Source organism: Pseudomonas sp. S3_G06, assembly GCF_054667565.1.
The window spans coordinates 1610815-1635419 of sequence record NZ_CP162738.1 but is presented as its reverse complement, the minus strand read 5'-3'; the positions used below and the strand labels follow the sequence as shown (position 1 = coordinate 1635419).

General features: G+C 60.2%; 24 protein-coding genes and 1 pseudogene. 14 read left to right on the top strand and 11 right to left on the bottom strand.

What is annotated here, in order from left to right; genetic code table 11:
• Window positions 1-196: 196 nt before the first annotated feature.
• From paoA to paoC, 3 genes are read left to right on the top strand one after another with little or no spacing between them, the layout of a single operon-like run.
• The gene (gene paoA / locus AB4N47_RS07535; protein ID WP_341637239.1) at window positions 197-820 is read left to right on the top strand and encodes an aldehyde dehydrogenase iron-sulfur subunit PaoA; all 624 of its coding nucleotides are present in this window, start codon (window positions 197-199) and stop codon (window positions 818-820) included.
• A complete protein-coding gene (locus AB4N47_RS07530) occupies window positions 817-1773 on the top strand; it encodes an FAD binding domain-containing protein (protein WP_341637238.1) in 957 nt (318 codons plus the stop codon). The genes paoA and AB4N47_RS07530 overlap by 4 nt, the downstream gene beginning before the upstream one ends.
• On the top strand, window positions 1770-3968 hold the full coding sequence (gene paoC, locus AB4N47_RS07525) for an aldehyde oxidoreductase molybdenum-binding subunit PaoC (protein WP_460154449.1): 2199 nt from the start codon (window positions 1770-1772) through the stop codon (window positions 3966-3968). Before AB4N47_RS07530 ends, paoC begins: the two co-directional genes overlap by 4 nt.
• 121 nt (window positions 3969-4089) lie before the next feature.
• Here paoC and AB4N47_RS07520 read toward each other — a convergent pair whose 3' ends face one another.
• Entirely contained in the window at window positions 4090-4560 is a 471-nt protein-coding gene (locus AB4N47_RS07520; protein ID WP_341637236.1) for a (R)-mandelonitrile lyase, read from the bottom strand.
• Window positions 4561-4656: 96 nt separating this feature from the next.
• On the opposite strand from AB4N47_RS07520, the gene AB4N47_RS07515 reads away from it, so the two are divergent.
• On the top strand, window positions 4657-5550 hold the full coding sequence (locus AB4N47_RS07515) for a LysR family transcriptional regulator (RefSeq protein ID WP_122703895.1): 894 nt from the start codon (window positions 4657-4659) through the stop codon (window positions 5548-5550).
• A gap of 6 nt (window positions 5551-5556) precedes the next feature.
• Here the strand turns inward: AB4N47_RS07515 and AB4N47_RS07510 are convergent, their stop codons facing one another.
• Window positions 5557-6516, bottom strand: a complete 960-nt coding sequence (locus AB4N47_RS07510) for an aldo/keto reductase (protein WP_341637235.1) — start codon at window positions 6514-6516, stop codon at window positions 5557-5559.
• A 111-nt stretch (window positions 6517-6627) separates the two neighbouring features.
• Here AB4N47_RS07510 and AB4N47_RS07505 point away from each other — a divergent pair, with 111 nt between their 5' ends.
• On the top strand, window positions 6628-7398 hold the full coding sequence (locus AB4N47_RS07505) for an alpha/beta hydrolase (RefSeq protein WP_341637234.1): 771 nt from the start codon (window positions 6628-6630) through the stop codon (window positions 7396-7398).
• Window positions 7399-7649: 251 nt separating this feature from the next.
• Window positions 7650-8516: a CAP domain-containing protein gene (locus AB4N47_RS07500; RefSeq protein ID WP_460154448.1), complete on the top strand. Its 867-nt coding sequence runs from the start codon at window positions 7650-7652 to the stop codon at window positions 8514-8516.
• A 1-nt stretch (window position 8517) separates the two neighbouring features.
• Here AB4N47_RS07500 and AB4N47_RS07495 read toward each other — a convergent pair whose 3' ends face one another.
• Together AB4N47_RS07495 and AB4N47_RS07490 are read right to left on the bottom strand one after the other, a co-directional pair.
• Window positions 8518-9321 carry an OBAP family protein gene (locus AB4N47_RS07495; RefSeq protein ID WP_445941179.1) on the bottom strand — a complete coding sequence of 268 codons (804 nt, stop codon included), beginning with the start codon at window positions 9319-9321 and terminating at the stop codon, window positions 8518-8520.
• Window positions 9322-9417: 96 nt separating this feature from the next.
• Window positions 9418-9585, bottom strand: a complete 168-nt coding sequence (locus tag AB4N47_RS07490) for a hypothetical protein (protein ID WP_341637232.1) — start codon at window positions 9583-9585, stop codon at window positions 9418-9420.
• A gap of 177 nt (window positions 9586-9762) precedes the next feature.
• Here AB4N47_RS07490 and AB4N47_RS07485 point away from each other — a divergent pair, with 177 nt between their 5' ends.
• Window positions 9763-10191, top strand: a complete 429-nt coding sequence (locus tag AB4N47_RS07485; protein ID WP_341637231.1) for a nuclear transport factor 2 family protein — start codon at window positions 9763-9765, stop codon at window positions 10189-10191.
• A gap of 211 nt (window positions 10192-10402) precedes the next feature.
• Here AB4N47_RS07485 and mqo read toward each other — a convergent pair whose 3' ends face one another.
• Window positions 10403-12049 (bottom strand): malate dehydrogenase (quinone), encoded by a 1647-nt coding sequence (gene mqo, locus AB4N47_RS07480; protein ID WP_071172807.1) that lies wholly within the window; start codon window positions 12047-12049, stop codon window positions 10403-10405.
• 530 nt (window positions 12050-12579) lie between these two features.
• Between mqo and AB4N47_RS07475 the strand changes: the two genes are divergently transcribed.
• The 3 genes from AB4N47_RS07475 (at window position 12580) to AB4N47_RS07465 (ending at window position 14895) form a co-directional block, all read left to right on the top strand.
• The gene (locus AB4N47_RS07475; RefSeq protein ID WP_252884405.1) at window positions 12580-13011 is read left to right on the top strand and encodes a nuclear transport factor 2 family protein; all 432 of its coding nucleotides are present in this window, start codon (window positions 12580-12582) and stop codon (window positions 13009-13011) included.
• A 154-nt stretch (window positions 13012-13165) separates the two neighbouring features.
• A complete protein-coding gene (locus AB4N47_RS07470; RefSeq protein WP_341637230.1) occupies window positions 13166-14401 on the top strand; it encodes a hypothetical protein in 1236 nt (411 codons plus the stop codon).
• Window positions 14398-14895, top strand: coding sequence for a hypothetical protein (locus AB4N47_RS07465; protein ID WP_341637229.1), 498 nt, complete (start codon window positions 14398-14400; stop codon window positions 14893-14895). The genes AB4N47_RS07470 and AB4N47_RS07465 overlap by 4 nt, the downstream gene beginning before the upstream one ends.
• Before the next feature lie 54 nt (window positions 14896-14949).
• On the opposite strand, the gene AB4N47_RS07460 is transcribed toward AB4N47_RS07465, so the two are convergent.
• Together AB4N47_RS07460 and AB4N47_RS07455 are read right to left on the bottom strand one after the other, a co-directional pair.
• Entirely contained in the window at window positions 14950-15675 is a 726-nt protein-coding gene (locus tag AB4N47_RS07460; protein ID WP_445941190.1) for a methyl-accepting chemotaxis protein, read from the bottom strand.
• A 132-nt stretch (window positions 15676-15807) separates the two neighbouring features.
• Window positions 15808-16563, bottom strand: a pseudogene (locus tag AB4N47_RS07455) (MCP four helix bundle domain-containing protein); the annotation flags it as partial.
• Between the two features lie 243 nt (window positions 16564-16806).
• Here AB4N47_RS07455 and sodC point away from each other — a divergent pair.
• Window positions 16807-17328, top strand: a complete 522-nt coding sequence (gene sodC / locus AB4N47_RS07450; RefSeq protein ID WP_016775149.1) for a superoxide dismutase family protein — start codon at window positions 16807-16809, stop codon at window positions 17326-17328.
• Between the two features lie 4 nt (window positions 17329-17332).
• Here sodC and AB4N47_RS07445 read toward each other — a convergent pair whose 3' ends face one another.
• The gene (locus AB4N47_RS07445; RefSeq protein ID WP_341637227.1) at window positions 17333-17986 is read right to left on the bottom strand and encodes a DUF2238 domain-containing protein; all 654 of its coding nucleotides are present in this window, start codon (window positions 17984-17986) and stop codon (window positions 17333-17335) included.
• A 161-nt stretch (window positions 17987-18147) separates the two neighbouring features.
• On the opposite strand from AB4N47_RS07445, the gene AB4N47_RS07440 reads away from it, so the two are divergent.
• Both AB4N47_RS07440 and AB4N47_RS07435 read left to right on the top strand, forming a co-directional pair.
• Entirely contained in the window at window positions 18148-18462 is a 315-nt protein-coding gene (locus AB4N47_RS07440; RefSeq protein WP_016775151.1) for a DUF2388 domain-containing protein, read from the top strand.
• 80 nt (window positions 18463-18542) lie between these two features.
• On the top strand, window positions 18543-18944 hold the full coding sequence (locus tag AB4N47_RS07435; protein WP_174823844.1) for a hypothetical protein: 402 nt from the start codon (window positions 18543-18545) through the stop codon (window positions 18942-18944).
• On the opposite strand, the gene ligD is transcribed toward AB4N47_RS07435, so the two are convergent.
• A complete protein-coding gene (gene ligD, locus AB4N47_RS07430) occupies window positions 18945-21578 on the bottom strand; it encodes a DNA ligase D (protein WP_341637226.1) in 2634 nt (877 codons plus the stop codon).
• Between the two features lie 132 nt (window positions 21579-21710).
• Entirely contained in the window at window positions 21711-22448 is a 738-nt protein-coding gene (locus AB4N47_RS07425) for a tellurite resistance TerB family protein (RefSeq protein ID WP_341637225.1), read from the bottom strand.
• A gap of 260 nt (window positions 22449-22708) precedes the next feature.
• On the opposite strand from AB4N47_RS07425, the gene pcsA reads away from it, so the two are divergent.
• Window positions 22709-23431, top strand: a complete 723-nt coding sequence (gene pcsA / locus AB4N47_RS07420) for a phosphatidylcholine synthase (protein ID WP_039762346.1) — start codon at window positions 22709-22711, stop codon at window positions 23429-23431.
• A gap of 134 nt (window positions 23432-23565) precedes the next feature.
• Here pcsA and AB4N47_RS07415 read toward each other — a convergent pair whose 3' ends face one another.
• Window positions 23566-24378: a class I SAM-dependent methyltransferase gene (locus AB4N47_RS07415; RefSeq protein ID WP_024013311.1), complete on the bottom strand. Its 813-nt coding sequence runs from the start codon at window positions 24376-24378 to the stop codon at window positions 23566-23568.
• Window positions 24379-24605: the final 227 nt, after the last annotated feature.

The window sequence follows — 24605 nt, the reverse complement described above, 5'->3', positions numbered from 1 at the left end:
GGCCCGACGCTTTCGCGAGCAGACTCGCTCCCACGGGTCTATTGATGAGCTGCGCACATAACTCTTTAGCGCAAATCCGACAAAACCTTTTCCCTCCTGCTGCGGTCACTCCTTTTACGAGACTGGCATGCATGCCGGCGCGCCCCTTAGGGCCTTTTGCAATCCTGCCGCCCGATGAGAGAAAAGGAATCGAACCATGCCGATTTCCCGACGCAACTTCATGATCCTCGGCGCCGTAACCGCGACGGCGTTCGCCATGCCCCCCTTTATCAGCCTCAAGGCCTACGCGGCCAGTCTGGAGCAACCGGCCATGAGTCAAGTTACCCTGCAAGTCAACGGTAAACCGCAAACCCTGGAAGTCGACACCCGCACCACCCTGCTCGACGCCCTGCGCGAACACCTGCAACTGACCGGCACCAAGAAAGGCTGCGACCACGGCCAGTGCGGCGCCTGCACGGTGATCGCCGACGGTCGGCGGATCAATTCCTGCCTGACCTTGGCAGTCATGCACGACGGCAGTGAGGTGACCACCATCGAAGGCCTCGGAATGCCGGACAAGCTGCACCCGATGCAGGCCGCGTTCATCAAGCACGACGGTTACCAGTGCGGCTATTGCACGCCGGGGCAGATCTGCTCGGCGGTCGCGGTGCTCAAGGAAATCCGCGACGGCATCCCCAGCCACGTCAGCCCGAGCCTGACCGAACCGCCGAAACTGATTGCCGCCGAACTGCAGGAGCGCATGAGCGGCAATATCTGCCGCTGCGGCGCTTACTCGAACATCATCGAAGCCATCACTGAAGTCGCGGAGGTGCCGGCATGAGAGCCTTCAATTACAGCCGCGCCGACTCACCTGCCGCAGCCGCTTCCCAGGCTGCGCAAGTCGAAGGCGCCAAGTTCATCGCCGGCGGCACCAACCTGCTCGACCTGATGAAACTCGACATCGAAACCCCGGTACACCTGATCGACATCAACCACCTCGGCCTGGACCAGATCGAAGCCACGCCCGAAGGCGGACTGCGCATCGGTGCGCTGGTACGCAACACCGATCTGGCCGCCGACGCGCGCGTGCGCGAGGACTACGCCCTGCTCTCCCGCGCCTTGCTCGCCGGGGCTTCCGGGCAGTTGCGCAACATGGCGACCACCGCCGGTAACCTGCTGCAACGCACCCGCTGCCCGTACTTTTACGACACCCACCAGGCCTGCAACAAACGCAACCCCGGCAGCGGCTGCGCGGCGATCGGTGGCGTGACCCGGCAACTCGGAATCATTGGCGTCAGCGACGCTTGCATCGCCACCCACCCGAGCGACATGGCCATCGCCATGCGCGCACTCGATGCGCAGATCGAAACGGTCAAGCCTGACGGCAGCACGCGCAGCATTCCCATGGCGGATTTCCATCAATTGCCGGGCAACACGCCGCACATCGAAACCAGTCTCAAGCCCGGTGAATTCATTACCGCCGTGACCCTGCCGGCGCCGGTTGGCGGCACGCACATTTATCACAAGGTGCGGGATCGCTCGTCCTACGCGTTTGCCCTGGTCTCGGTCGGTCTGATCCTGCAAAAGGACGGCACCGGCCGTGTCGCCGTCGGCGGCGTTGCGCCGAAACCGTGGCGGGTCGAAGCCGCTGAAGCGCTGTTGCCCAAGGGCGCCAAAGCGGTCAGCGAACGCCTGCTTGAGGGCGCGACACCCACCGATGACAATCAATTCAAACTGACACTGGTCGAGCGCACGCTGGCTTCGGTGTTGGCGCAAGCGAGGGAAACCGCATGAAATTCGACACGCCCGCCACCACCAATCCCATCGACCGCCTGAAAGTCGTCGGCCAGCCCACCGAGCGCATCGAAGGCCCGTTGAAAACCAGCGGCCAGGCCACTTACGCCTACGAGCAACATGAAGTGGCGGCCAATCAGGCCTACGGTTTCATGGTCGATTCGGCGATCGCCAAAGGGCGGATCAAAGCCATTCATCTCGACGAAGCCAAAGCCGCGCCCGGCGTACTCGCAATCGTCACTGCCGACAATGCCGGCAAGCTCGACAAAGGCGATTACAACGCCGCGCACCTGCTCGCCGGTCCCGAAGTGCAACACTACCAGCAAGCCGTTGCATTGGTGGTTGCCGAAACCTTCGAACAGGCCCGCGCCGCCGCGCAACTGGTCAGGGTCGATTACGAGACCAGCGAAGGCAAGTTCGATCTGGCCAGCGTCAAAGACCTCGGCGTCGAGCCGAAAGACGAGCTGCCCGACGTCAATCACGGCGACTTCGACAAGGCCTTCACCGCCGCACCGGTGCAGTTCGATCAGACCTACACCACGCCAGACCAGTCCCACGCGATGATGGAACCGCACGCCACACTGGCCGCGTGGAAAGGCGATCAACTGACCGTGTGGACATCGAACCAGATGGTCGCCTGGAGTGTCGGTGACATCGCGAAAACCCTCGGCCTGCCGAAGGAAAAAGTCCGATTGGTCTCGCCGTACATCGGCGGTGGTTTCGGCGGCAAGCTGTTCATTCGCGCCGATGTGATCCTCGCCGCTCTCGGCGCGCGCATGGCGGGGCGGCCGGTGAAAGTCGCCCTCGCTCGCCCGCAAATGGCCAACAACACCACCCATCGCCCGGCAACGATTCAGCGCATCCGCATGGGCGCAACGGCGGACGGCAAGCTGACCGCCATTGCCCATGAAGGCTGGTCAGGCAACCTCGCTGACGGCAAGGTAGAACTGGCCGCGCAACCGAGCCAGTTGCTCTATGCCGCAGAAAACCGCCGCGTCAGCATGCGCCTCGCCCCGCTCGACCTGCCTGAAGGCAACGCCATGCGCGCGCCGGGTGAAGCGCCGGGGCTGATGGTGCTGGAAATCGCCATGGACGAAATGGCCGAACAGCTGAAGATGGACCCGGTGCTGTTCCGCATCGCTAACGACACTCAAGTCGACCCGGTGAAAACCGAGCGGCCGTTCTCCCAGCGTCAACTGGTGAAATGCCTGCAGATCGGCGCGGAGAAATTCGGCTGGGATCAGCGTAAGGCGCAACCGGGCACCCGTCGTGAAGGCCGTTGGCTGATCGGCATGGGCGTGGCGGCGGCGTTTCGCAACAACCTGCTGGTCAAGTCCGGCGCCCGCGTGCGCCTGGAGCGTGATGGCAAGGTCGTTGTAGAAACGGACATGACCGATATCGGCACCGGCAGCTACACGATCATTGCGCAGACCGCCGCCGAGATGATGGGCGTTGGTCTCAATGATGTGGTGGTGCGTCTGGGCGATTCGGACTTCCCGGTCTCGGCCGGTTCCGGTGGCCAGTTCGGCGGCAACTGCTCGACCGCCGGGGTCTACGCTGCGTGCGTGAAATTGCGCGAAGCGGTGGCGCAGAAGCTGGGACTCGCGGCGGATCAGGCGGAGTTCGCCGATGGTCAGGTGCGGGTCGGCAGCAAGAGCCTGCCGCTGCGCAATGCCGCTGAAGGCGGCGCACTGGTCGGCGAGGACAGCATCGAGTTCGGTGATCTGGCCGAGAAATATCAGCAATCAACCTTCGGCGCGCATTTCGTCGAAGTCGCCGTCGATGCTGCCACTGGCGAAGTGCGTGTACGGCGCATGTTGGCGGTGTGCGCTGCGGGGCGGATCCTCAACCCGACGTCGGCGCGCAGTCAGGTCATCGGCGCGATGACCATGGGCGTCGGCGCCGCATTGATGGAAGAGCTGGCGGTGGACAAGCGCCTGGGCTTTTTCGTCAACCATGACCTCGCCGGATACGAAGTGCCGGTGCACGCCGATATTCCGCATCAGGAAGTGATCTTCCTCGAAGAAACCGACCCGATTTCGTCGCCGATGAAGGCCAAGGGCGTGGGTGAATTGGGAATTTGCGGCGTGAGTGCGGCGGTGGCGAATGCGATCTACAACGCCACCGGCGCAAGGGTCCGCGAATATCCGATTACGCTGGACAAGATTCTTGATTCGTTGCCGGAGATGATCTGAAGAAACGTCGACGTTAAAACACCCCTGTAGGAACTGCCGCAGGCTGCGATCTTTGATTTCCAAAGCAAGATCAAAAGATCGCAGCCTAGCTGCACTTGACAGCTCCTACAGGGTGCCTCGCTTAGCGCGGATATTGCTCATCACCGACCTGCTCCATCCAGTCCACCACCTTGCCATCCAGCACTTCGGCAATCGCGATATGACTCATCGCCGTCGTCTGTGCTGCCCCGTGCCAATGTTTGGCGCCCGGGGCAATCCACACGGTGTCGCCCGGGCGGATTTCACGAACCGGCTGGCCCCACTCCTGCACGAAGCCTGCCCCCGAGGTGACGATCAATGTCTGCCCCAGCGGATGGGTATGCCATGCAGTGCGCGCGCCCGGCTCGAACGTTACGGTCGCACCACTGACCCGCGCCTCATCGGTACCTTTGAACGGCGCATCCACCCGCACCGTGCCGGTAAACCAGTCAGCCGGGCCTTTCGCCGATGGTTGCGAGCCATTCGGTGTGACCGTGACACGGGGATTTTCGGTGGCCTGCACCTCACCAGCAAGCAGCGAAAGCGTCAGCGCGGAAGCAGCAATCGGGTTCATGGCATTTCCTCCAATAAATGATGCAACCACTGTAGCGATCCGCACTCTTTGGATAATCGACTAGAATCCGAAAAAACTTATGCAGGACAATCATCAATGCTTCGGGAAAACGCCACCGACCTGCTCGCCTTTCTCGCCGTCGCCCGTGAACGCAGTTTCACCAAGGCCGCAGCCAAACTCGGCGTGTCGCAATCGGCGCTCAGCCACACCATTCGCAGTCTCGAGGCGCGACTCGGCCTGCGCCTGCTGACCCGCACCACGCGCAGCGTGTCGCCGACCGAGGCCGGCGAACACTTGCTGCAAACCATCGGCCCGCGCTTCGAGGAAATCGAGGTGGAACTGGCCGCCCTGAGCAACCTGCGCGAAACCCCGGCGGGCAAGATCCGCATCAGCGCCACCGACCATTCGCTGAACTGGATCCTGCGTCCGGTGTTGCAGGATTTCCTGCCGCAGTACCCGGATGTGTCCGTCGAGGTTTGCTGTGACTATGGTTTCGTCGACATCGCCGGCCAAGGCTTCGATGCCGGTGTGCGCCTGGGCGAAGACGTTGCCCAAGGCATGATCGCCACCCGTATCGGTCCGGACATGCGCATGGCGGTGGTAGGCTCCCCCGCCTACTTCGCCCGGCGCCCTGCACCGCAAACCCCGCGCGACCTGACCGACCACGCCTGTAACAACCTGCGCCTGCCAACCAATGGCGGGCTGTATTCGTGGGAGTTCGAAAAGGACGGTGAAAGCCTGAAAGTGCGCGTTGCCGGGCAGGTCACCCTGAATGGCGTGTACCCATTGCTCGACGCCGCACTGGACGGTTTCGGGCTGAGCTACATCCCGGAAAACGTCGTTGCGCCGTTTCTGGCGGACGGTCGCCTGGTCCAGGTGCTGGGAGACTGGTGCCCGACATTTTCCGGTTATCACCTGTACTACCCGAGCCGACGCCAGGCAGCGCCGGCGTTTGCGTTGTTGCTGGAGGCGTTGCGCTATCGCAGTTGACCCGGCTCAGCCCAGCAACGCAATCAACTGATGCCGCTGCGCATCGGTCAGCATCGGCCCAAAACCGGCTCCTGCGTTGTCAGCCATGTAGCGCGGATTGCTGGTCCCGGGAATCACACAGGTCACCGCCGGGTGCGCCAAGAGAAATTTCAGTGCCAGTTGCGGCCAACTGTTGACCTGTACATCCGAGACCCACGCCGGCAGCGGCTTGCCTTTGAGCCGGGCGAGCAAATCGCCGCCGCCAAACGGCCGATTACAAATCACCGCGACCCCACGCTCACGGCACAGCGGCAGGATGCGTTTCTCGACCGCGCGATCATCGAGGGCGTAGTTGATCTGCAGAAAATCCAGCTTTTCGGCTTTCAGCACGGCCTCGACCTCGTCATAGGCCGACGAGGTGTAATGGGTGATGCCGATGTAGCGAATCCGCCCCTGCTCCTGCCATTCACGCAGGGTTGGCAAGTGGGTTTGCCAGTCGAGCAGGTTGTGAATCTGCATCAGGTCGATGCGCTCGGTTTGCAGCAGTCTGAACGACTGCTCCATCTGCGCGATGCCTTCATCGCGCCCGCGCGTCCACACCTTGGTGGCGAGGAACGCCGGCGAGCGTGGTTCGTGAATCGACAGCAGTTCACCGGTGGTCTGCTCGGCGCGGCCGTACATCGGCGAGCTGTCGATCAGCGTGCCGCCCTTCCTGAACAGCGCTTCGAGGACGGCGGGCAATTGCCGGTAAACCGGATCGTCAGGCGCGACGTCGAAACCGCGATAGGTGCCCAACCCGACCATGGGCAGTGCCTCGGAGCTGGAAGGGATGGCGCGGGTCTGCATGGTCTGGTCTCCTGCCGTGGGCGGCGCAGTTTCGGTCGGCGCCACGCTGCCGGCCAACGCCCGATCAATGGTGAGCAGCGCCGCAGCTTGGGCAGCCAGCGTGAGCAAGCGGCGACGTGAGTAACCCTCAGTGTGGCGCATGCGAGTCCTCCTGCTGCGCGGATCTGTTGCACGGTGTGTGCGCCGGCTGTCAGGCGCAGTCGCTGAACTACACTGCCACAGCCAACCTTTCTCCCCGTTAAAAGTAGCCGAATGTCCCGAACCCTGATGTCACTCGTCGTTTTCATCATTGCCGTGTACCTGGTGCTGTGCGCCGCGCTGTTCGTGTTTCAGCGCTCGCTGATCTGGTTTCCCCAGCCTGCCGCCGTGGTTGCAGCGGACTCGCGAATGAAACTGCCGATGCCGGATGCCGAGGTCTGGGTGACAACCCGAGAGCGCAGCGGATCGCGCGCACTGATTTATTTCGGCGGCAATGCCGAGGACGTATCGCGAAATCTGCCGGAATTCACTGAGGCGTTTCCTGACTACTCGCTGTATTTCCTTCATTACCGGGGCTTTGCTGGCAGCACCGGCTCGCCATCGGAAGCCGCGATTGCCGAAGATGCACTGGCGTTGTTCGATCAGGTCTATGCCACTCATCCGCAGGTCGCCGTGGTCGGTCGCAGCCTCGGTTCGGGGGTGGCGGTGCGCCTGGCCAGTCAGCGGCCGGTGCAGAATCTGATTCTGGTGACGCCGTTCAACAGCCTCGAGGAAATCGCCGCACGGCAATACCCGTGGGTGCCGGTGAAGTGGTTGCTCAAGGATCGTTTTGAATCGGGCGAGTACGCGGCGCATATCCGCACGCCGACGTTGCTGTTGGCGGCCAGCGATGACGACGTGATTGGACGCAGCAGCACGCAGCGCTTGTTCGAGAGTTTTCCTGCGGGCGTGGCGATGCTGAAGGTGGTGCCGGATTCGGGGCACAACTCGATATCCGAGCGGGGGGAGTATTTGCGGTGGATGGGGGATGTGTTGAATCGCTAGTGGTTGTTTGCCAGTGATAAAGGGGTTGACCGGGGCGGCGTCTTCGCGAGCAGGCTCGCTCCCACAGTTGTTCCGAGTAGGCCGTAAGCGCGATGTGGGAGCGAGCCTGCTCGCGAAGACAGCGGTTCGAACAACAGCAATTCAATTGCATTTGCCGCCACTGAACCAAGTCTAAAAAACCCAGTCCTATCCGCGCCGCCACACACGGCTCCCTCACTCTAGCGCTGTCCCCTTTCAGAGCTGTCCGTCCCATGCGCCACGCCGTTCGTTCGTCTCGCTTCGTTTCGCTGTGCCTGCTGAGCCTGTTCCCCTTTTTCACTGAATCCGCCCACGCCAGTGCGGAGCGCGAACTGGTGGCCGCCATCAATGATTACCGCGCCCATCCGCAACGCTGCGACCGCCGCCCTGCGCAGCGTCTGGCGCCGTTGGCTTTGAAATCGAATCTGGCCTTGCCGATCGGCTATCGCTACGGCAGCGGCATGCGCGAGGCGTTGAAGTCTTCCGGCTATTCAGCAATCACGGTGCGCAGCATCCGCATTATTGGAGCCGAAGACGCCGACGAGGCCTTCGATCAGTTGCAGAGCGATTATTGCGGCGCCTTGCTGGATGCGAACTACGCCGACATCGGCATCAGCCATTCGCGCAATCAATGGCAGGTGGTGCTGGCGCAACCGGTGCTCGACAGCCGCGTCGGTGACAACCGCAGCGTCGGCAAGGCACTGCTCGCCGAGGTCAACGCCGCCCGCGCCCGGCCGCGTATGTGCGGCCGCCAGCGCTTTGCCGCCGCGCGGCCGTTGAGCTGGAACGCCGCCCTCGGCGCAGCGGCTCAGGGCCACAGCAAAGCCATGGCTTACGGCAATTATTTCGCCCACCGCGATCCCGACGGTGACATGCCGGCCGACCGCGCCCGTGCTGCCGGTTATCGCGGCCGCCAGGTCGGGGAAAATATCGCTGCCGGGCAAAGCTCACCAGGCAAAGCCATAGCCGGCTGGCTGGCCAGCCCGGGCCACTGCGCGAACCTGATGAACCCGATGTTCACTCAGGTCGGCGCCGGCTTCGCCAGCGAAGCGCGCAGCGACGACGGCGTTTACTGGACGATGCTGTTCGGCGCGCCGTAAATCACGGCTGACTCCGCGCATTCTCATCGCCTGGCGTGGCCGGGCGCGGCATGACGTGTTGATGGCCGGTCGGGTCGTTGAGCTGGATGACATTACCCTTCTGCCACGCATCAGCCCCCGTTGCGACAGGCGCCGGTTTGATCTCGGCGCGGGCCTTTTTCTTTTCGGCGCTATCAATGCCCAGACGCTGATCGCGCTGGCGGACCATTTGCGCATCGGCCTGACCGTCAGCGGTAAAGCCCATCATCAGCTGCGGCACGCCCAGCGGCAGTTGCTTGTCCTGATCGGTATGCCAGGTGTGCCAGGTCTTGCCGTAGGTATTGGCGAGTTTTTCCATCAAGCGCGTTTCTGCCACTTGCGGGATGCCCGGCGCGACCAACTGGCCAGAACTGACTTCGTGAGCGTGGCTGTGCCACAGGGCTTTTTCTTTCGCTGGCAATTGCGTGAACAGGCGCTGGCTGATGATGTATTCGACGCCCATCAGTTTGGCTTCAGCGGTGTTGCCGTCGTAGATCACACACTGGAACACTTCTTCGTTGAGCGCCGAGCAGTAGTGATGCGCTTCCATCTGCGCGCCGGGATGACCGTTGTAAAAATGGAAACCATCGAGGTACATGTTCAACGCGCGAATTGGCGGCTTGTCCTGCAACCACTGCGCGCCGACTTCGAGCATTTCCGTGTCGGACGCCTTGGCCTGGCCGGGTGTCTGCACCGGCGAATCGGTGTTGCTCATGGCGCAACCGGTCAATGCGGCGACCATCAAACCGATAGGAACCCAACGTCCCTGTGAGGTTGTCGTACGCATGTTTCACTCCTCGAACTGTCAGTGACGGGCGCGTGCTGGCCCTGTTCTGCAACTGAAAGCAGGAGATCGGCAGAATTCGAAAAAGCTGCGTGCGGATCAGACTGGAGAGATCGTCGCCAGCACGCCGATCAGAATGGTCAAGGTCAGAAAGCCGCCGAGAAAAATCGCCATCTTGTACATGTTGCGCTCCTTGAGGCTGGGTATGCGGTGCACCGGACGCTGCGGGATGAGGTCGGAGGGTGACTGGCCGCACTGCCGGGGCATTCTGAGCCTGTGGCTGTACTGAATACAGAGGCAGATGAAACAGAAAAATACGGATCAGATGCGCATCTGATCCGCTTCGGGGATGAAGCGGTATTCAGGCTGAGATTTGAGGATCCACTTTCGGCGCGGTTGATCTACAGTCATTGCCGACCGACAACAAGAAAAACCGGAGTGACCATGCCCGACCTCGCCTTGCAGCCCAACGTCGCCGCGTCCCTCGAGCGCTGGCACGAGATGATCCGCAGCGGCAATCTCAAAGCCCTGCCCGAACTGCTCGATCCGCAAGCTGTGTTCCGCTCGCCCATGGCCCACACGCCCTACCCCGGCGCGCCGGTGGTGGCGATGATCCTCAATACCGTGTTTGAAGTCTTCGAAGATTTCGCCTACCACCGCGAGTTGGCGACGGCGGATGGCCTGAATGTGATTCTCGAATTCAGCGCCAGGGTTGGTGCGAAGGAGTTGAAAGGCATCGACATGATTCGCTTCGATGAGCACGGCAAGATTGTCGAGTTTGAAGTGATGGTGCGGCCGCTGAGCGGCTTGCAGGCACTGGGCGAAGAAATGGGTCGGCGCTTGGGGGCATATCTGGCATCCACAAAAGCCTGAGTCCAATCACCGCAGCGTAGGAGCTGACGAGTGCAACGAGGCTGCGATCTTTTGATCCTGATCTTGATCTTCAAACGTCAAAGTCAAAGTCAAAGTCAAAGTCAAAGTCAAAAGATCGCAGCCTCGTTGCACTCGTCAGCTCCTACCAACCAGGAATAAAAAACCCACTGACCGTCGCCGGTTCAGTGGGTTTTGTGTGTCAGGGTTCTGCTTACAGAGCCATGTCACGTGCAGCGTTTTCCTTCGGCGCTACGGCTTTGTCAGCCGCAGGTGCCGCCGGAGCAGCTACCTGACCGATCGCTGGAGGCGTCGGCAGTTCGAGGATTTTCGCGGTGTAAGCCCACTCTGCAGCCACTTTGGCCGGATCGCTGTTCAGCTGGGTGCCATAGCTTGGCACGATCTGGTGCAGCTTGGTCTGCCACTCAGGGGTTGCGACTTTGTCTTTGAAGACTTTCTGCAGCACGCTCAGCATGATCGGTGCAGCGGTCGACGCGCCTGGCGATGCGCCCAGCAGGCCGGCGATCGAGCCGTCTTGCGAAGCAACGATCTCGGTGCCCAGCTTCAGCACGCCACCAGCGGCTTCATCACGCTTGATGATTTGCACGCGCTGGCCGGCTTGCCACAGGCGCCAGTCTTCGGCTTTGGCGTTCGGGAAGTATTCCTTCAGCGCGTTCAGACGGTCTTCATCCGACAGCATCAACTGACCGGCAAGGTACTCGACCAGCGGGTATTCCTTGATGCCGACCTTGGTCATTGGCCAGATGTTGTGGGTGGTGGTGCTGGTCAGCAGGTCGAAGTACGAACCTTCCTTGAGGAACTTGGTGCTGAAGGTCGCGAACGGGCCAAACAGAATGACGCGCTTGCCATCCAGAACACGGGTGTCCAGGTGCGGAACCGACATCGGTGGCGCACCAACCGAAGCCTTGCCGTAGGCCTTGGCCAGGTGCTGCTCGGCAATCGTCGGGTTCTCGGTCACCAGGAACGAACCGCCAACCGGGAAGCCTGCGTATTCCTTGGCTTCAGGAATGCCCGACTTCTGCAGCAGGTGCAGGGCACCGCCGCCAGCGCCAATGAACACGAACTTGGCGTCGGTTTCGGTCTTGCTGCCGTCTTTGAGGTTTTTGTAGCTCACACGCCAGGTGCCATCGGCGTTCTTGGTGATGTCTTCGACTTCGCTAGACAGCTTCAGATCGAAGTTAGGCTTGGTCTGCAGGTGAGCGGCGAACTGGCGGGTGATTTCGCCGAAGTTCATGTCCGTACCCAGCGGGCTCCAGGTGGCCGCGATTTTCTGGTTCGGGTCACGCCCTTCCATCATCAGAGGTACCCACTTCTTGATCACAGCCGGGTCTTCGGAGTACTGCATGCCGGCGAACAGCGGGCTCGCCTGCAGGGCTTCGTAGCGCTTTTTCAGGAACTTGATGTTGTCATCGCCCCACACGAAGCTCATGTGCGGTGTGGTGTTGATGAACGAACGAGGGTTCTTCAGCACGCCCTGCTGAACCTGCCAGGCCCAGAACTGACGGGAAACCTGGAACGCTTCGTTGATCTCGACGGCTTTCGGGATCGTTACGTTTCCCTTGTCGTCTTCCGGGGTGTAGTTCAGCTCGGCAAGAGCCGAGTGACCGGTGCCGGCGTTGTTCCAGCCGTTGGAGCTTTCCAGGGCGACGCCATCGAGGCGCTCGACCATTTCCATCGACCAGGTCGGTTCCAGCTCATTGATCCACACACCCAGGGTGGTGCTCATGATGCCGCCGCCGATCAGCAGGACGTCAACTTTCTTGGCTTCGGCAGCATTGGCAGACGACATCCCCATCGCCAAAGCCAGACCGAGCAAAGCTGTGTTCACTTTCTTAAACATCTGTTGCACCTATGATAAAACGCCTTCCGCCCGTCGTTGTTATCAGTCTGCGTTGCGCTGTGTTGACGCTCAGGCTGGCGTCGCGCAATCCGGCACACTTCAATATTGACGGGTGGGCACACAAGGCCGACATGTGTGATCGACCTCAGTTAATGTCCCTTCTGAACTGACTTCTTATCGTTATTGGCTTCAGCTGCTTGAGCGACAGGGATCCCGTCGGCCCGCCCGAAAGGCCAGCCAACCGAATTAAGTCAAAGCAAATTTGGCGCGGAGAATATCACGTCAGGGCGAACCCGCGCGTCTGTTCCCGACTTGAAAGTCTTTTTCCGCTCAGAGACTTATCGGCCATCGCCGAGCAAACATGACTGCGATCAGGCACTGGCTTGCAAAGTTTTTTTGCGCGATGCGCATCGCAACTTGATAAATCAGTGCCAACCGCCCGTTGTTCATGCAGAAAATAACCTGCTAAGTTGTACGATGACTGACGAACTAAGCCAGTCATCCCAACCCAATAACAACAAGGAAACAACATGACCAAATCCCGCCTCCTCATCGGTTTGTTCTGCGCCTTCAGCGCCTGCGCCATGGCCGCCCCTGCCCCAGCGGAAAAGGAAGTCGCCCAAGCGGTCGATCATCTGACCCAGGCGATGCTGCACAAAGACATCGCCGAACTGAACGCCCTCACCGCGCCGAACCTGACCTACGGCCACTCCAGCGGCAAGATTCAGGACAAGCAGGAATTCATCGCCGACATCGAAACCGGCCGCAGCGCGTTCAAGACCCTCGAAATGCAAAAGCAGACCATCACGATGTCGGGTGACACCGCGCTGGTGCGTCACCACTTCTCCGCACAGGCGTTGAAAGGGACCGAGGTGATTCCGACCGAGATCGAGAATTTCCAGATCTGGCAGAAACAGGGTGGGAAATGGTTGCTGGTGGGGCGACAGGCGTTCAGGTTCTGATAGACGCAAAGGACTCTGCCGGAAAACGAGCAGAGTCCTTACCTAATAAAATGAAACCCTGTCTGCACTCCTGGCATTTCCCCGCTCCCGTTTCCTTCCCGCCCTGATATGCTGCACCGCTATACCGCCTCAGCTCGTCTTTATGGAGTGATCAATGACCCGACTACGCGTCAAGCATTTTGGCCCTATCCGCAATGGTGTGAAGAACAATGGCTGGATAGAGTTCAAACGCGTGACCGTTTTTGTGGGCAATCAAGGCTCGGGGAAAAGCACACTCGCCAAGCTTTATTCGACTTTTTCATGGATTGAAAAGGCGTTGGTGCGAGGCGACTATGACCTCAAATGGTTCGAGCGAAAAAACAAATTTATCAAACCCTACCTGACATACCATCGGCTCGAAAATTATCTTTCTGCGGAAACTGAAATCGAATACGAAGGTGAAGCGTATGCCATCAAGTATCTGCGCGGGCAGCTTCATATCAGCGAATTGACGGGTAAAAAGTACCACCTGCCTCAAATCATGTACGTGCCTGCCGAGCGCAACTTTATTGCTTATGTCAGGCACCCTCGGGAATTGAAACTTTCTTCTGACTCTCTCAAAGAGTTCTTGACTGAATTCGACGCGGCGAAAGCCAATATAAAAGGCTCATTACTGCTTCCGATCAATCAGGCAGAACTCGAATACGACAAACTGAATGACATACTCAACATTCGGGAATCGGATTACAAACTGAGATTGGCCGATGCTTCCAGCGGTTTTCAATCGGCAGTGCCTTTGCATCTCGTGAGCCACTACCTGGCCAATACCGTTGAAGAACGAAGCGAAGAACGCCCGGAAACCATGAGTACTGACGAGCTGGATCGTTTCAGGAAAGAAGTCATGGAAATCTTCTCCGTCGAGACGCTGACGGAGGAACAGCGTCGCATCGCTCTGTCCGCATTATCATCGAGATTCAATAAAACTGCGTTCATAAACATCGTGGAAGAACCCGAACAGAATCTATACCCGCGTTCGCAATGGGGCGTATTGCAAAGTCTTCTGCAATTCAATAACCAGGGTAAGGAAAATCGGTTGGTATTGACGACTCACAGCCCTTATGTGGTGAGTTATCTCACAATCGCTGTCCAAGGTAAGCATCTGCATGACGCCATAATTGAGAGAAATGCGGAGGAACTGTTAGCCCGGCTCGCAAAGGTAGTTCCGCTTCACTCACTGGTCGACGCTGACGAGCTCGCGATTTATCAGGCTGATGAAATGACTGGAAGCATCGAGAAGCTGCCTATGTCGGGAGGAATTCCTTCGGACCATAATTACCTCAACGAATCGCTTCGCGAAGGCAACGATTTATTCGATCAACTTCTCGATATCGAGGAGGCATTGGAGGCGTGAATTTCCTCGATGCTCAATGTCAAAGCGGCCCGTTCGTACAAGAGCGGTTTGGACTTTGTGATAACACATCTCATCCGATCGCTTACGCCGATTCAGAGTCAGAAGAAAACTGGATCGCTACGGTCAGCAATCCGGAGCGCAAAGCAGTTATTTTTACAGCCATCGACAAGTGCGTGATAAGCGACATGGAACAACCTGGTCGAGGGCGTTGTGACTGCATGCTCACCACCGAGAAGCAGCTTTATCTAGTAGAGCTGAAGGAAAGAAACGGTAGCGCATGGAAAAACCATGCGATAGAGCAACTCGAATCCACTATTCAGTTTCTCCGGGCAACACACGGCGAGGACTACCTCAATAGTTTCAGCCCCAAAAAAGCATTTGTCTGTAATCGGAAGAAAAAGCCATTCGTCACTATTGAAACGGATAGAAAACAATATTTCTTCAGAACTTATAAATTCAAATTGGACATACAAACGACGGTACTCATCGTATGAAAGCTCTTCGTTAGAGCTTTAACAATCGAGTGCCGTGCTCGGCCCCTCCTCAAGTCACAACCGAAACCGATCCACCGACTGCGCCAACTGCCCCGCCAGATTCGATAATTCATCGGTAGTCGTCGCCGTCTGCCCGATCACCCGGCTATTGCCCTCGCTCATCCCCGCAATCATCTCCACCTGATGGGCGATCTCATTACTGGCCTGACTCTGTTCGCCAATCGTGCGGGTGATGTCATTGACCAGTTGCGTGGTGTTCAGCGTAGCGTCGAGGATCTCGCGAATCGCCCGCTCGACTTCCGCCGTCACCGCCATGCCCTTGTCGACCTGCGCCACGCCGGCCTCCATGCTGCTGACCGCCTCGCGCGTGCTGCTCTGGATGCGCGCGACCATCGCTGCGATTTCCTGGGTCGAGGCGCTGGTGCGTGCGGCCAGACTGCGCACTTCATCGGCGACCACGGCAAAGCCACGGCCCTGTTCACCCGCCCGCGCTGCCTCGATCGCGGCGTTGAGGGCCAGCAGGTTGGTCTGGTCGGCGATGCTCTTGATCACCTGAATGATATTGAAGATCGCCTCGGATTCCTGATCCAGCGTGCGGATCACCTGCGCCGACTGCTGTGCCGAACGGGCGATGTCGTCCATGTCGCTGACCACTTGATGAATCACCCCGCCACCCTCCTTGGCCAGGTTTTCGGCCTGATTGGCCATGCTCAGGGCACGTTCGGCGTGGCGGGTGATTTCTTCGATGCTCGCGGTCATCTGGCTGGCGGCAGCGGCCATGGTGCCGGCGGCGACGCTTTGCTGCTGGCTGCTGTCGGCGACCTGATGGCAGCCGTGGCTGAGCTGCTCGCTCATGCCACTGACGCCGTGAGCGTTGCGCCGGACCACGTCGATCATGTTGCGCAAATCGCGCTGCATGGTCGCCAACGTGCGGATCAAAACGCTGGCTTCGTCCTTGCCGGCGGGCTCGACAATCGGTTCGCTGAGATTGCCATGGGCAATGCTTTCAGCGATGCGGCTGGCGGATTTGAGCGGCCCCATGATACTCAGGATCACCCAGCGCCCCTGAATCAGCAGCAGCAAAAGGCTGGCGATCAACACCACGCCGAGGGCCAGATTGGCATCGCGAATGGCCGCTTCGGTGCCTTCGCTGGTTTGCCGCGTATTACTTTCAATCAATTCGCTGAGCGTCGCCATTTGCTCTTCGAGCTGGCTGAAGGCGGTGCTGAATCGGCCGAGTTGCTGCTGGGCAGCGTCGGGATTGTCCAGCGCCACGCCGACGATCTGCTCGGCAGATTTGATGTAGGTGTCGAGGCTCGGTTTGATCTGCTCCAGCGCCGTGCGCAGCTGCGGGTTGATCGGCAATTTCAGGTTGTCATCCAGCACTTCACGAAAATGCCCGGCGTGCTCGGTGAGCGAATCGCGCACTTCTGTGGCGGTGGCGGTGCTTTTGCCCAGGCCGACCAGCATCGCCGAATAGACATCGGCGCGCAGGGCGTCGTGCATCATGTCGGCTTCCATGTGATTGCGCAGCGCGCTCATGCTCACCGTGTTATCGCCGACCGCCGTGGCCATCCGCAGGTTGCCGACGTAACTGACCAGGCTCACGATCAGCGCCGTCAGCAGGCTGGTCGCAATCAGCAACACCAAACGCAGTTTGATCGACACCGTGGAATCTCCCGTGGGCACGCTGGATTGCGCTTGTCGGATTTCAGTTAAGCCTATGTGCAGGGAACTGCCGATACAGAGCGTATCGGCTGATGTCAGCGGCGACTTGAATCCGGCAAAACTTTTCAATCGCGAATCCGGTCACACCTTGCAGCGCCGCTGGATAACGCCTTCATCGCCGGTTAACCCCGGCAGGCTATCAATCCAGCGCTTCGAACATTCATGCAGCTGAAGGAAACGCTTATGAAACGCGCACTGTGGTTTGGTCTGCTCGGCACCCTGGCAATCGGCACCGCGCAAGCGGCAACGGAGAAAGTCGCAATCAATCTGGTCAGCGCCGACGGTGCGCCGCAGGCGATCGGTTCGGTGACTGTCAGCGAGACGCCTTATGGCCTGCTGTTCACACCCGACCTGAAGTCATTGCCGGCCGGCATTCACGGTTTCCATGTTCATGAAAACGGTAGCTGCGAAGCGGGCACCAAGGATGGCGTCAAAGGCGCGGCACTGGCCGCCGGCGGGCACTTCGATCCGGCTAAAACCGGCAAGCATCTTGGTCCGTACGCCGACGGGCACCTGGGTGATCTGCCAGCGGTGTATGTGACGGCTGACGGTGTCGCCAACTATCCGGTGCTGGCGCCGCGCCTGAAGAAAATCTCCGAGATCAAGGGCCACGCCCTGATGATTCACGCCGGCGGCGACAACCATTCCGACATGCCCAAGCCACTGGGCGGTGGCGGCGATCGCATGGCCTGCGGCGTGATCTGATCCTTCAGCGCGGCGCTCGACGCCAGCGCGTCAATACCAGCAAGGACAGCCCGGCGCCGAACAGCGCCAGGGCCATGTCCTTCTGCGAATCCCATGGGTCGTTCTGCGCACCGACGAAGGCCTGGCCAGTGTCGTCGCCCAGGTAAGCGCCGCCGACCCATTCGATCAATTCGTACAACGCCGACGTCGCCAGCACCACATTCAAGGTCAGCAGCGCCAGCCACGCACCACGCAACGGCGTCAGGCGCTGCAGTACTTCGCGCATCGGCCAGACCAGCAGCAGCCCGTAACTCAGGTGCACCAGCCGGTCATAGTGATTGCGTTCCAGGCCAAGGACTTTGTTGACGCTGACGCCGGTCAGCAGGGTGCTCCACTGATCGTACGGCACGCGGGAATAGGTGTAATGCGCACCGACTTCGTGGACGCACAGGAAGGCGAAGATCATGCCCAGCGACAAAGTCGACAGGCGAAAACGCCGATGCGCCAGCAGCAGGGTCACCACCAGCGCTAGCGCTAGGACATTCTCCAGTAGCCAGTCGACGCGGCTGCGCGGGTCGATGCCGAGGACGAAGGTCAACAGGACAAATCCGCTGAGCAATGCGCCTTCGATACGCGGGTCTGCGGGGCGGGCAATGTCGTGGCTGGCTCTGACGAGCATGGTTGATTTCTCAGCTATACAGGCAAGCGGTAGACCGCCCACCGTTCGGCCCGGTTCCTCGCCGCTTCGTTTTCAGCGCTAACGGAACTCCGGCGCGCCGTTCACCTCTGAGGTTATGTAGTCCCTTCCCTTTTTGCTTAGCGCCTGTGGAGGAACACGTCATGCGCAAGTTAGTCCTGATTTCTTCTTTAATGCTTTGCCTGCCGGTCGGTTCGGCGCTGGCCCGCGTTGACGCGGGTGACGTCGCCACCTCGGCAGGTGTTTCCGCGTCGCTGTACTCGACCTTCAAGGACGACAAAATGGTGATTCCGGCCCGTGACGACGTGTCTGCCTTTGTCGCCAGCGGCGGGGCCATCCGTGGGGTTTATCTTGAGTCGGTACTGCAACAGGTGCGCCAGGCCAACCCTGGCTTGAACGCCAGCGATGAAGACCTGGCCAACGCCATTCTGGTGCAATACGAAGGCGTGCAGCAGTAGTAACGAGGGAAGCAGCGGCCGATGGACGGCCGCTGAGTGCGCATAGGCAAATCCGTCCGACGGCCTCTATGATGGAGGCCATGACGACGACCGTACCCTTGCGCTCACCCTGCCCACCTGGCGCCTGCATCTGCGGGCGCGATCCGTTGCTGGAAACGCCCGGCGCGGATGTGCGCATCCTGCGCTTGACTCGCGCTGAAGAAAAAATTCTTCTGGCGCGCCTGGAACAACTCAAAGACCTCGCCGACCTCAAACGCCTGCAACAGCGTATGTACGAGCAACTCGGCATTCGCGTCGACGTCGCCCCCGGTTTCAACGAAGTACGCACCATGCGCGGCATCGCCATTCAAATCGACGAGCTGCCAGGCCTGTGTCGCAAGACTCGCGCGGCAATTCCGGCGGCAATTCGCAAGGGCCTGGAAAACCACCCGCAAATCGCCTTCGAACTGCTCAACGCCCACGACCTGCTGCGCGACACCTGATCACTTTTTCATGCCGACGCGTTTGCGCATCTCGGCGGTGATGGTCTGGCGGGTTTTCTTCATGTCCGCCCAAGGCTCATCGCCGACTTCGGTCAGACGCTCGTGAACGTTGTAGATGTTCCAGTGATTACCGCCCTTGATTTCAGCGACTTCCTCTCGGTACAGCGGCACCGACACCGGCATGCCTTCCCGCGCGCGTGCGGCGTAGGCGCAAATGGTGGTGGCGCCGAGGCCGTTGCGCAGGTAATCGATGAAGATCCGCCCGACGCGGTTTTTCGGCCCGGACACCGCTGAAATACGATCCGGCAGCAACTTGGCCATATGGCTGACGATGGCGTGACTGAAGTCCTTCACTTCGTCCCAGCCGTGCTTGCGCGTCAACGGCACCACCAGGTGAATGCCTTTGCCGCCGCTGGTTTTCAGGAAGGCTTTGAGGCCCAGCTCATCAAGCACGGTGAGGGTCAGCGCGGTGGCTTCAACCATGCTTTTCCATGGCAGCGCCGGATCCGGGTCGAGGTCGAGGACGAAGCGATCAGGCTTGTCCAGATCCACCTTCGTCGCGTTCCAGGTGTGCAGTTCGACTGTGCTCATCTGCACCGCGCCGACCAGCGCTTCGGGATTGTTGATCATCATCACTGGCTGGCCGGTGAGGTCCTTGTCCAGAGCAGTGATACCGGGAATGGCCAGGCGTTCGGCGTTCTTTTGGAAGAACAATTCGCCGGCAATGCCGTCCGGTGCACGCACCAGCGCCACGGGGCGATCCTTGAGTTGCGGCAGGATGTATTCGGCGACACTGGCGTAGTACTGCGCCAGTTGCATTTTGGTCGTGCCACTGACGGCGTCGATCACCCGATCCGGGTGGGTGATGCGTACCTTGCCGCCGGCCAGTCCTGATTGCGACGGTGCGGTCTCGGCTTTTTTGCTGGCGGCGGTTTTCTTTGCCGGCTGCTTGTCGGCGGTTTTGGTCTTTTCGATTTTTTCGTTTTTTTCGGTTTTTTCGGACTTGGCAGCTTTCACAGGCTTCGCTCGCTCCTCGGTAATGTCCTTGGCCGGTTTGTCATCGCGCAAACCATGGAACACGGCGTGGCGCACCGAGCCGTCCTTGGTCATCTCGGCGAATGCCACTTCGGCCAGCAGTTTGGGTTTGAGCCAGTGCACGCCCTTGGCCTCGAAACCGCTGGGCGGATTGACCACTGCGGCAGCTTTGGTCTGCAACGGCTTGAGTTGGGTGAGGATGCTTTTCAATGTGGTTTCGTTGAACCCGGTGCCGACCTTGCCGGCATAACGCAACTCGCCGCTGTCACGGTCGTGCAGGCCCAGCAGCAACGCGCCGAAAGCACTGCGCGCGCCTTTCGGATCGGTATAGCCGACGATGACGAATTCCTGGCGATGCTTGCACTTGAGCTTGATCCAGTCGCCGCTGCGCCGCGACACATAAGGCGAGCCGAGGCGTTTGCCGATCAGGCCTTCCATCTGCATCTGGCAGGCGCTATTAAGCAGCGCATCCGGGGTTTCTTCGAAGGCTTCGGAGAAGCGCAGCGTTGAGGATTCTTTCTGCGCACCGAGGATGGTGCTCAGCGCGGCGCGGCGTTCTTCCACCGGCACATCGCGCAGGTCGACGCCATTCAGATACGGCACGTCGAACAGGTAATAAACAATGTTGCCGCTGCGCCCGGCATCGAAGGCATTCTGCAACGCCTGAAAGTCCGGCACGCCTTGCTCATTGGCCACGACCATTTCACCGTCCAGCCACGCCGATTCCAGACCCAATGCCGCCAGTGCCTTGGCCTGCTGCGGCAGCTTGTGCGTCCAGTCGTGACCATTGCGGGTGAACAGCTGCACCTCATCGTGATCGATCCGCGCCATGATCCGGTAGCCGTCGAACTTGATCTCGTAGCTCCACTGCCCTTCGGGTGCGCTGTCGACCAGCGTCGCCAATTCCGGCTTGATCAGTGCCGGCAACTTGGCCTTGCGCGCTCCGGTGAGCTGCCCGGACGCCTGCTTGCGCGGCTTGGCCGGGGCCTTTTTTATCGGTTTGGCTTTATCGGCAGCAGTCGCCGATTTGCCGACAATCGTGCGCTCGCTGAGCACGCTGTCGGGCTCGGCAACCAGCACATCGAAATCATCCTGCGGTCGCGCGGCGTTGTCCTGATGCTTGATCAGGAACCATTGTTCTTTCTTGCCCGGCATGTGCGTGCGCACCAGATTCCACACGCCGCCGAGCTTCTCGCCCTGAAGCTCGAACTTCAGTCGGCCCTTGGCATAGGCCTTGTGCGGATCGTCCAGCGGAATCCACACGCCGCGATCCCAGACGATCACATCACCGGCGCCGTAATGCCCCTCGGGAATGCTGCCTTCGAACGTCGCATAATCGAGCGGATGATCCTCGACATGAATGGCCAGACGCTTGACCGACGGGTCCAGCGAAGGCCCCTTCGGCACCGCCCAGCTCTTCAGGGCGCCGTCGAGTTCCAGGCGAAAGTCGTAATGCAGGTGCGAAGCGTCGTGCTTCTGGATGCAGAACTGCAACGCATGATCCTTGGCCGACTTACGGCCCGAACGCTTGACTGCGGCCGGTTCCGACGTCGCGGAAAAATCACGCATGCGGTTGTAATCGTCGAGGTTCCTGTTCATGAGCACACCGATGGCAGACGGGTTCTGTTATGCAGAAGAGCGACACGGCGGCGGAAAAATTCAATCGAGGTAAAAAAGCCCCGGACGGATGGAATAGCCGGGGCTGGCAGTGTCAGGGATTTTTACAGCGTGTCAGGCTTGCCCTTTCGCCTGCTGTTCCAGATGCACCTGCAAGTCGGGATCGATGTTCAAGGCTGCGGCCAGCTCATCGAGATAGCTGCGTTCGGCGTCATGTTGGTCGTCCACCAGCATGACGCTGGCCAGGTACATTTCGGCGGCTACGGCAGGATCGCCGTCAGCGGATTGCGCCACTTCGCGGGCATCCAGCGGCTTGGCGACTTCGGCGTCGAGCCATTGTTGCAACTGCGGGTCGGCGGTGTGTTTGCCGATTTCGCTGCTGATGAGGTGTTTTTCCGCTTCATCGATGCGGCCGTCAGCCTTGGCGGCGGCGATCAGGGCGCGCAGTACCGCGTGGCTGTGGGTTTCGATTTGCGGGCCGGCGAGCAGGTCGGCGGTTTGTGGCAGATCTTGCGGCGCGGTGCTGGCCTGGCTGCGTTGCCAGGCCTGGTACGCCTGGTAGGCCATCATGCCCAGCGAAGCGAGTGCGGCGTAATTGGTGCCCCCGGAACGGCTTCGGCTGCTGCCACCGAGGGCGCTTCCCAAGCCGCCACCGCCGAGCAAGCCACCGAGCAAACCACCCAGGCCGCCGAGGCCACCCGAAACAGCCGCGCCACCCGTTCCGGTCTGACTGCCGCCGCCCAACAGGCCACCGAGCAATCCGCCCAAACCGTCACTGGCCGAAGCCCCGCGTTGTTGTCCCGCCGAGGCCTGGCCTCGCAGCAGTTGTTCAAGCAAATCGCTGGTGTTCATGACGTTATCCTCCGAGGCCCCGGCCTGATTGCGTCAGGCAACGATAGACCGACGCAGCCATAGCGCCAGCACCGTTGGGCTGACGCCGGCTCACCGATGAAATCGCACCCGAGAAATTTTCCGCGAGCCAGCTAAGATTCATGGGTGGTGAACCTTATCCCGGCCAAACCGGTCGATAGCTGCAACCCGACCCGGTTTGCCGACGCCCTTTCTGACGATGGGCGATACCCGGCTTGCTTCACTTTCTGGAGAACGCCCCCGTGATATCCACCGTACACATCGCCAGGCTCAAAGCATGGGGCGCCCATGGTTTTACCGCGACTGGCGTGGTCACCGCCTTCCTCGCCACCCTCGCCCTGCTGGAAAACCAGCCGATTCATTGCCTGATGTGGCTGGGCGTGGCGCTGATCGTCGACGGCCTCGATGGCGCACTGGCGCGCAAGGTCAATGTGCAATCGGTGCTGCCGAGTTTCGACGGTTCGATCCTTGATCTGGTCATCGATTACCTGACTTATGTATTCATCCCGGCACTGTTTATCTACCGCTACATTCCCCTGCCCGATTACACCCTGTTGCTGACGGTGTCGGTGATTCTGGTGTCGTCGCTGTTCTGTTTCTGCAACGTCAACATGAAGAGCAAGGACAACTATTTTGTCGGCTTCCCGGCGGCCTGGAACGTGGTCGCGCTGTGCCTGTACATCATCGGCCCGGGGCCGTGGATCACCTTTCTCACCGTGATCGGTCTGGCATTGCTGACGGTGACGCGGATGAAGTTCCTGCACCCGTTCCGCGTGCGTCGTTTCATGCCAATCAATATCGCGGTGACGGCGATCTGGCTGTTGTGCAGCCTGTCGCTGGTGCTCAATCACCCGGTGATCAATCCGCTGGTGATGGGTTTGTGGTTGCTGATGTCGGCTTATTTCCTCGGGATCTGCATCTGGCGCACGGCGCTGGAGTGGTTTGATCGCGGCCATTTGAAATAAGCGCATTCCCCTATAGGAGTGAGCCTGCTCGCGAAGGCGGTGGTTCCATCAACATCGAGGTTGTCTGGCACACCGCTCTCGCGAGCAGGCTCGCTCCCACAGAGATCTTCATCGATCAGGAAATCCGATGTGGACTAGCGCTTGGTAATCACCACCTCCAGATACTCACTCGGCACCACCAGCGACGCCTCCCCCGCGCGATTCGAGCGGTTGAGCAGCTCGGTCAGATCATCCTCCAGCGCTTGCCCGGCCTCCGCCGACAACACCGCAAATGCCTTGTGCACCGGGCCGTACCAGTGGCGAAAGATGTCAATGAAATGCGCCGCCGAGCGGTAGCGGAAATTGAAGTGGCTGCGGGTCACGCGTACGACAAAATCGCGGTCATCGAAATGCTTGTGCAGCCACGCATCCGAGCCCCAGTTCGATGGCGGCTGAGCAACCGCGGGCGGTGGCAGATGCTGGCCGAGAATCTTGAACATCTGCCCGACGAAGCCCTCCGGCGTCCAGTTCGCCATACCGATCCGCCCGCCCCGCCGACAGACCCGCCCCAGCTCATTAGCGGCGCTGACCTGGTCAGGCGCGAACATCACGCCGAACGTCGACAACACGGCGTCGTAGCTTTCATCGGGAAAAGGTAAAGCCTCGGCATCGGCCACCTGAAAAATCACCTCCAGATGTTCGGCCCGGGCGCGATCCTGACCACGCTCCAGCAGTGCCGCGACGTAATCGGTGGAGGTCACCACACAACCGCGCCGCGCCGCTGCCAGGGTGGCGTTGCCGTTACCGGCGGCGACATCCAGCACCTGTTCATCACAGCGCAGATCGCAGGCCTCGGCGAGGCTTTCACCGACGATCTGCAAAGTCGTGCCGATCACGGCGTAGTCGCCACTGGCCCAAGCGACTTTCTGACGTTCCTTCAGGGCAGTGAGATCAATCGGGGTACTCATGACAGCGAGCTCCGTGGCAGAGAGAATGCACAGGCTGCGACGCGGACCGTGCTTGCTCACTATCGCGCCGAGGCTGCCCGGCGTCCCTGTCAATCGTCCGGCAACCCCGTAAACCGGGCACTTTGCCGATGAGTGGTGAAGATTTGTCAAGCGCCTGATACACCTTGCGCATTGTCAGCGTTGCGGGATTGGTTTCTGATGCGGGCTCGCCCAAGCAAAGGACTCGA